The 7,197-nt window shown below is 73.8% G+C and carries 9 protein-coding genes; 4 read left to right on the plus strand and 5 right to left on the minus strand.

Features of this window, described 5'->3' with window-relative positions; all coding sequences use genetic code 11:
- Positions 1–90 precede the first annotated feature (90 nt).
- A complete protein-coding gene (locus ACFKCF_RS44990; RefSeq protein ID WP_394501513.1) occupies positions 91–465 on the plus strand; it encodes a hypothetical protein in 375 nt (124 codons plus the stop codon).
- Between the two features lie 121 nt (positions 466–586).
- On the opposite strand, the gene ACFKCF_RS44995 is transcribed toward ACFKCF_RS44990, so the two are convergent.
- Positions 587–1,246, minus strand: coding sequence for an endonuclease V (locus tag ACFKCF_RS44995; protein ID WP_394501514.1), 660 nt, complete (start codon positions 1,244–1,246; stop codon positions 587–589).
- A gap of 33 nt (positions 1,247–1,279) precedes the next feature.
- Here ACFKCF_RS44995 and ACFKCF_RS45000 point away from each other — a divergent pair, with 33 nt between their 5' ends.
- Positions 1,280–2,557, plus strand: a complete 1,278-nt coding sequence (locus tag ACFKCF_RS45000; RefSeq protein WP_394501515.1) for an alpha/beta hydrolase — start codon at positions 1,280–1,282, stop codon at positions 2,555–2,557.
- A 9-nt stretch (positions 2,558–2,566) separates the two neighbouring features.
- Positions 2,567–3,307 carry a sulfite exporter TauE/SafE family protein gene (locus ACFKCF_RS45005; RefSeq protein WP_394501516.1) on the plus strand — a complete coding sequence of 247 codons (741 nt, stop codon included), beginning with the start codon at positions 2,567–2,569 and terminating at the stop codon, positions 3,305–3,307.
- A 107-nt stretch (positions 3,308–3,414) separates the two neighbouring features.
- On the opposite strand, the gene ACFKCF_RS45010 is transcribed toward ACFKCF_RS45005, so the two are convergent.
- From ACFKCF_RS45010 to ACFKCF_RS45025, 4 genes are read right to left on the minus strand one after another with little or no spacing between them, the layout of a single operon-like run.
- Positions 3,415–4,143, minus strand: coding sequence for a type 1 glutamine amidotransferase (locus ACFKCF_RS45010; protein WP_394501517.1), 729 nt, complete (start codon positions 4,141–4,143; stop codon positions 3,415–3,417).
- Entirely contained in the window at positions 4,140–4,967 is an 828-nt protein-coding gene (locus ACFKCF_RS45015; RefSeq protein WP_394501518.1) for a bifunctional 5,10-methylenetetrahydrofolate dehydrogenase/5,10-methenyltetrahydrofolate cyclohydrolase, read from the minus strand. The genes ACFKCF_RS45010 and ACFKCF_RS45015 overlap by 4 nt, the downstream gene beginning before the upstream one ends.
- A complete protein-coding gene (locus tag ACFKCF_RS45020; RefSeq protein WP_394501519.1) occupies positions 4,964–5,569 on the minus strand; it encodes a cyclodeaminase/cyclohydrolase family protein in 606 nt (201 codons plus the stop codon). Before ACFKCF_RS45020 ends, ACFKCF_RS45015 begins: the two co-directional genes overlap by 4 nt.
- 28 nt (positions 5,570–5,597) lie before the next feature.
- Positions 5,598–6,107: a hypothetical protein gene (locus tag ACFKCF_RS45025; protein WP_394501520.1), complete on the minus strand. Its 510-nt coding sequence runs from the start codon at positions 6,105–6,107 to the stop codon at positions 5,598–5,600.
- 161 nt (positions 6,108–6,268) lie between these two features.
- Here ACFKCF_RS45025 and ACFKCF_RS45030 point away from each other — a divergent pair, with 161 nt between their 5' ends.
- Entirely contained in the window at positions 6,269–7,180 is a 912-nt protein-coding gene (locus tag ACFKCF_RS45030; RefSeq protein WP_394501521.1) for a superoxide dismutase, read from the plus strand.
- Positions 7,181–7,197: the final 17 nt, after the last annotated feature.

Here is a 7,197-nt window from a genome sequence, read left to right on the forward strand (position 1 = left end):
GCGTATCGGGGATGACGACGAGCGGCGGATGCCCTGCGGCGGGGCCGGCACGATCCTGGAGGCCTCAAACGAGGTCGAAGGAGAGATCCAGTGGTAACCCAGGTCGCCAAGGGGAACGGGTACGTGACCGCGTTCAAGGCCGTCGTCGTCCTCAACACGCTGTCCGTCCTGGCGCAGGCCGTGACGGCCGGGCAGCTGATGAGCGGGGGAGGGGCCGGCTCGCACGGCATGGGGGCGCTCGCCGTACACGTGTTGGGGCTGGTGCAGCTGGTCGCGGCCGTCCTGCTGTGGCGGCCCGGCCGGGGTCCGGGCTGGCCCGCGCTGGTCGGCCTGGCGGTGCTGCTGCTCGGCTTCGCCCAGTCCGCCCTGGGCGGCTCGGGCGTGCTGGCGGTGCACGTACCGCTCGGGATGACCCTCTTCGGACTCAGCGTCTGGCTCCTGGTCTGGGCCTGGCGCCCGGCGTGACAGCGGGGATCACCCGGAGTGGCGGCCCGTGCGGTCGGCTCGGGGACCAGCCCGGGTGGCGGGCCAGGTGGTCGGGGTGGCGGATCAGCTGGGGTGGTGGGCCGGGTAGTCGGCTCGGGCGTCAGCCGGGGTGGCGGGCCAGGTGGTCGGCGCGGCGGATCGGGTCGGGGAGGCGGTAGCGCGGGGCGAGGCGCAGGACCTGGTCGGTGACCGTGTCCAGGGAGATGCGGTGGCCCTGGGAGACGTACACCGGCTTGATCTCCCGCTGCGTGCGCAGCGCGCGGCCGACGACGGCGCCCTCGTGGACGATCGGCGCCCAGTCGCCCCGTTCCGGCCCCGGCGGCTCGTGCGTTCCGACGAAGGGCGTCTTGCCCACGCCGAGCGCGGGCAGGCCGGTCAGCACGCCCAGGTGGCAGGCCAGGCCGAAGCCGCGCGGGTGCGCCAGCCCGTAGCCGTCGCAGACCAGCAGGTCGGGCGTCACCGTGAGCCGTTCGAGCGCCTCCACCAGAGCGGGCAGCTCCCGGAAGGCGAACAACCCCGGCACGTACGGGAACGCCACCCGGCCGCGCACCGTCACCTCCTCCACCGTCGCCATCGTGCCGGCGTCGAGGACGACCACGGCGGCCGTGAGGGCGTCGTCGCCGTAATAGTGCACGTCCAGGCCGGCGACCAGGGAGAAGTCGTCGGGCCCCGTGAGCTCGACGTGCCCGCGGAGCCGGTCCTGGACGGCCTCGGCCTCGGCGGTGGTGGTGGGCCAGGGGTGAAGCTGCTGTACCTGCACCCGGCCTAAGCTATTACGCATGGGGCCGGACTCATGATCGAGGTGCTGGTGGTCGTCGGCCCCGGCGTGGTGGCTGACGCGGGGTTGCTGGAGGAGATCGCGGCCCGGGAGTTCGCCGCCGCGGGGGTCTCCGGGGCACTCGTCCACGCCCGCGACGCCTCTCACGTCCTCTCGCTGCTGTCCTCGCCGTCGCCGTCCTCGCCATCGCCATCGCCATCGTCGTCGTCGCCGCCGAACGGCGCGGGTTGTGTGGTCGTGCTGCCGGGGCCCTCGGCCGAGGTGCGCTCGCTCATCAGGCGCGACCTCGGGGCGGTGGTCTGGGTGGACGTCGAGCGCGCCGATGGCGTGACGGCCGGGGAGGGTGCCACCCACCTTCACGGGCGCGGCATCGGCGGGCTGGCCTGGGGGATCCGCCATGCCGTGCACCGGGTACGGCATCCGTCGCGGCGGATCGCGTACGGGCCGCTGCCGGAGCAGTGGGGCGAGCTGTACCTTCCGGACGCCGATGAGCCGCCCGTGGTGATGCTGATCCACGGCGGATACTGGCGGTCGATCTGGGCCGCCGACATCATGGGGCCGCTCTGCGCCGACCTGGTCGGGCGCGGGCTCGCGGTGTGGAACCTCGAGTACCGGCGGCCCGACCTGCACGGCTGGGACGCGACGACGGCGGACGTGGCGGCGGGCCTGACCGTCCTCGCGACGGCGTCCGAGGTGAGGGGACTGGCCGTACTCGCGACGGCGTCCGGTTCGGACGCGCTCCCGCCGGGTGCCGACCGAAGGCCAGGGACAGTGGCCGCTCTGGACCTTGCCCGGGTGGCCGTCGTCGGCCACTCGGCAGGCGCGCAGCTGGCCCTCCGCGCCGTGGCGGACGCGGCGGCCGGTGAGGTGAATGCGGCCAGCGGGGTGGGGGTGGTGATGGCTGTGTCGCTTGCCGGGGTGCTCGATCTTGTGGAAGGTGACCGGCGGTGGGTCGGGACCGGCGCCGTCGGCGCCGCGCTGGGCGGGCGCGCGCCCGGGCTGGGGGAAGGCCGGGCAGCGCCGCCGTACGCGGATGCCTCGCCGTTGCTCCGGCTCCCGCTCCGGGTACGCCAGCTCATCGTCCAGGGCGCCGCCGACGACCTGGACCTGATCGACTTCAGCCGCCGCTACGCCCGCGCGGCCGAGCGGGCCGGAGACGACGTGACCTACCTCGAGATGCCCGGCGACCACTTCGACGTCATCAACCCCGCCACCCCGATCTGGCAGGCCACCGCCGAGGCCATCGCCCACGTGCTGCCCCCGCCCCAGGGGGATAAAACGGACAACAACTAACATAACCGGGTGATCGTCGGAGAAACGCTCGGCCTGCTCGGAGTCGGGGTGGCGGCCGGTGTGGTGAGCACGGTCGTCAGCCTCGCCTCGATCGTCTCCTACCCGGCGCTCCTGGCGTTCGGCCTGCCCCCGCTCACCGCGAACGTCACCAACACCGTCGCCCTCGTCTTCACCGGCATCGGCGCCGCCGCCGGATCGCGGCCGGAGCTGGCCGGGGAGGGCGCGCGGGTGCTCAGGCTTGGCCCCGTGGCCGCGATCGGCGGCGCGACCGGCGCGTTGCTGTTGCTGGTCACCCCGGCCAGGACGTTCGAGCTGATCGCGCCGTGGCTGATCGCGATGGCCTCGCTGCTGCTGGTCAGGCCGCCGTCGGGGCGGGCGCACGGCGAGCACGGCGTGCTGGGGCGGGTGGCGCTGTTCGCCGTGACGATCTACACGGGGTATTTCGGCGCGGCCGGTGGGCTGCTGGTGTTCGCGGTTCTGGCCCTCATGTTCGATCATCCGGCCGCCAAGCTGAACGCCATGAAGAACGTGATGTCCGGGCTGGCGAACGCGGTGGCGGCGCTCGGGTTCGCGCTGTTCGGGCCGGTGGACTGGGGCGCGGCGGCGCCGCTGGCGGCCGGGTTCCTGCTCGGGGGATGGATCGGGCCTAGGATCGCGCGCCGGCTGCCGGGCAACAGCCTGCGCCACCTCGCCGCCGCCTGCGGCCTGGCGGTGGCGGTCAAGCTCGGCTGGGATTCGTACGCGGGCTGACCGGTCGGGCGCCCCGGTGGCGGTCAAGCCCGGCTGGGATTCGTACGCGGGCTGACCGGTCGGGCGCCCCGGTGGCGGTCAAGCCCGGCCGGGCGCCCCGGTGGGGGTCAAGCTCGGCTGGGACTCCTGCGCCCGGTGAGCTCGCCGGGCGTCCCGGTGGCGAGTGCGGCGAAGCGGGTGGTGACCTGGTGCCAGATCGGCGTGGAGACCGGCTCGTCCGCCGCCGCCCGCGCGTACACCTCCTCGGGGTCGAACCCGTCCGGCGACCACTCGCGGATGCGCGCGGGCAGCACCTCGGGATGGAACTGCACGCCCCAGGCCCGCTCACCCACCCGGAACGCCTGGTACGGGCAGGCGCTCGTCTCCGCCAGCCAGACGGCCCCGCCGGGCAGCCGGGTGACCGCGTCCTTGTGGTGCTCGATCGCGGGCACCACCTCCGGCAGCCCGTGGAACAGCGGATCGCCGGCGGCCTCGGGCCGGATCGTGAGCGGGAGGCTGCCGTTCTCCGGCGCGCCCGTGTCGGCGGTCACCTCGCCGCCCGCGACCTCCGCGAGCAGCTGCCCGCCCAGGCAGATGCCGAAGAAGGGCACGCCCTCCTCCAGCGCCTGCCCTGCGAGGCGACGGGCGCCGGCCAGCCACGGCGCGCGGTCGTCCTCGCCGGGCAGGTAGCCGCCACCCAGCATGATCATGGCCGCGTGGTCGAGGCGGGCGGGCAGGGGAGTGCCCTCGTGGGCGAGCACGACGTCCAGCCCCAGCCCGGCCTCCTCCAGCCAGCCGCCCAGCCGGCTGGGGCCGCCGCTCCTGCTGTTCTGAATGATCAGGATCTGCGCGTTCACGGGAGGTTCGCCGCCCTGGCCGTGTGGCGCAGCAGCAGCGCGGTCGTCACCGGGCCGACCCCGCCCGGGACCGGCGTGAGCGCGCCCGCCACCTCGGCCGCCGCGTCGAAGTCCACGTCGCCGACGAGCCCGCCGTCGTCCGTGGGGTTGGTGCCGACGTCGATCACCACCGCGCCCGGCGCCACGTGCCCGGCGCCGATCAGGCCGGGGCGGCCCACCGCCGCGACCAGCACCTCGGCGGTGGAGGTGACGGAGGCCAGGTCCCGGGTGCGCGAGTGGCAGACGGTCACCGTGGCGTGCCGGTCGAGCAGCAGGTGGGCCAGCGGCTTGCCCACCACGGTCGAACGCCCGACCACCACCGCCCGCCGCCCCTCCAGCTCCACCTCGTAGTGGTCGAGCAGCGCCATCACGGCCGCCGCCGTCGCGGGCGGGAACGCGGGCAGCCCGGCGGCGAGCCGGCCCAGCGAGAGCGGGTTGGCGCCGTCGACGTCCTTCCGCGGGTCGATGGCCGCGGCCAGCCGCTGCGCGGAGGCGCCCGCGGGAAGCGGGGTCTGCAGCATGAGGCCGTGGACGTTGGCGTCGGCGCTGAGCTTGGCCAGCGTCTCGCCGATCCGCTCGGGAGCGGCCTCGGGCCCGAGATCGACGAGGTCGCAGGCGATGCCCACGCCGGTCGCCGCCTTGGCGATCGAGCGGACATACCACAGGCTCGCCTCGTCGTCCGTCGCGACCACCACGGCCAGCCGCGGCTGCGGGCCCGCCGCCGCCTCGGCCTGCGTCTGGGCCCTGATGGCGGCGGCCAGCTCTTTCCCGGTCAGCGTCCTCACGGGTTGATCTCCTCGCGTACCTCGGCGGTCACCCAGTCTGCCCTGGCCACGGCCGCGTCCACACCGGAGACACGGGAGTTCAGCTCCTCGCGTACCCGCTCGTCCTTGATGCCCGACAGGTTGACCTCCACGTTGATCCGGGCGGTGGTGAGCGCCGCGCGGGCGGCCTCCGCGGCGGCGGCGACGTCGGTGACCACGTTGCGGTTGCAGATCGGCAGCAGCACCTCGGCCAGCTCGATCACCCGCGTGGCGGTCTCGACCACCCTGGCGGGCGGCTCGGCGGCGCCGGCCAGCGCCCTGGCGATGGCCGCGCTGCGCTCCTCGCCCTTGGGCAGCCGGTACGCGTGCGTGACCGCGGTGAACGCCGCCGCGTCCGCCTCGGCCAGCCGTAGCGCGCGGACCCGCAGGGTGTCGGTCTCCCCGATCACGCCGACGATGGTCTCGGCTTGGCCGGCGTACTTCTCCCCGGTCGTGTAGCGGGCGACCATGCCGAGCAGCGCGGCCCCCTGCGCCGCGTGCAGGGCGGCCGTGGCGCCACCGCCGGGCGCGGGCACCCTGTCGGCCAGCTCGGTCAGGAAGTCGACGATCTTTGAGTCGCGCATGGCGGCATTCTGTCAGGCCAGACCTCCCTCATTCCCGGTGCATCGGCCGCGTGGCGTCCTCCGGCCCGCTGTAGGACACGTACGGCGAGGACACCGGCCCGTACTCGGGCGCGTACCCGGCCTGCTTCCCCGAGGACCGCCACCGCGACGGGAACAGCGAGACGACCACCAGCGCCACCCCCAGGAACAGCAGCACCCCCGAGTCCGACACGGTCCGGAACCCCACCTCCATGACATTCGGGAGCCAGTGGTCGGGCAGCACCCGCACGCCCCGCAGCTCCACGAAGGGAAGGACGCCGAGGGCGGTGAACGCCAGGCCGCCGAGCAGCGAGGCGATCGGCGACAGCCGCGAGCCGGCCAGGAACGCGAACGCGATCCCCGACGCCACGATCGCGGACAGCCCGAGCCAGGACAGCTCGAACGCCGTCTGGAACCTGAGCAGGTGGTCGCCGATGCCGTACCACAGGCTCGCGGCGATGATCGGAGGGAGGAGCAGCCCCGCGACCACTCCCAGAACATGACGGGCACCGTTTGACATGTCTAAACCCCGTTTGTTCGCTTATGTCCCAACCTACCGCGTGATCCCACGGCGTGCGGGTGGCCCTTCACGCCCGGCCTCGAGCCCGCTTGCTGAAAGCTCCCTGTGAAGGCTGCCCTCAGGGCTTTGCCCGGGCCGCGGGCGCGGGCATCGTGGGCCGCATGAGATCCGCGATCCTGAAGACCGCACTCAGCGCCCTCGTCGTCGTCCTGCTCGGCGGCGTGCCCGCGCAGGCCACCGCGAAGCCCGACACGTTCGCGCTGCCGAACGGGTTCCAGCCGGAGGGCATCGCGATCGGGCCGGGCCCGTACGCCTACTTCGGCTCCCGGGCGACCGGTGACATCTACCGGGCCGACCTGCGGACCGGCGAGGGGTCCGTCATCAGCAAGGGCCCGGGCACGCCCTCGCTCGGGCTCAAGACCGACGGGCGCGGGCGGCTGTTCGTGGCCGGAGGCACCGGCGGCGACGCCCGCGTGATCGATCTGCGCACCGGCGAGGTCGTCAAGTCGTACAAGCTGACCGCCGACCCGGCGTTCGTCAACGACGTCATCCTCACCGGGGGCGCCGCGTACTTCACCGACTCCCGCAACCCCGTCCTGTACAAGCTGGAGCTCGGGCGCGGCGGCGCGCTGCCCGGCGAGGCCGTCAAGATACCGCTGTCCGGCGCCATCCAGTACACGACCGGCAACAACGCCAACGGCATCGCCCCCAGCCCCGACCGGAGGTCGCTGCTGATCGTCCAGTCGAACACCGGCAAGCTGTTCGAGGCCGACCCGTCCTCCGGGGTCACCACGGAGGTCGACCTGGGCGGCGAGTCGCTCGTCAACGGCGACGGCCTGCTGCTGGAGGGCCGGACCCTGTACGCGGTGCAGAACCGCCTGAACGCGATCGCCGTCGTCAGCCTGACCCGCGACGGCGAATCCGGAAAGGTCGTGAAACGGCTGACTGACCCGCGGTTCGACATCCCGACGACGGTCGCCGCCTTCGGCAAGCGCCTCTACCTGCCCAACGCCCGCTTCACGACGACCCCGGCCCCCGACACCCCGTACTCGGTGGTCGCCGTCAAGCGCTGACAGCCCTGGACGGGCAG

Origin of the sequence: Nonomuraea sp. JJY05 (assembly GCF_043496855.1) — a bacterium.
Lineage (GTDB): Bacteria > Actinomycetota > Actinomycetes > Streptosporangiales > Streptosporangiaceae > Nonomuraea.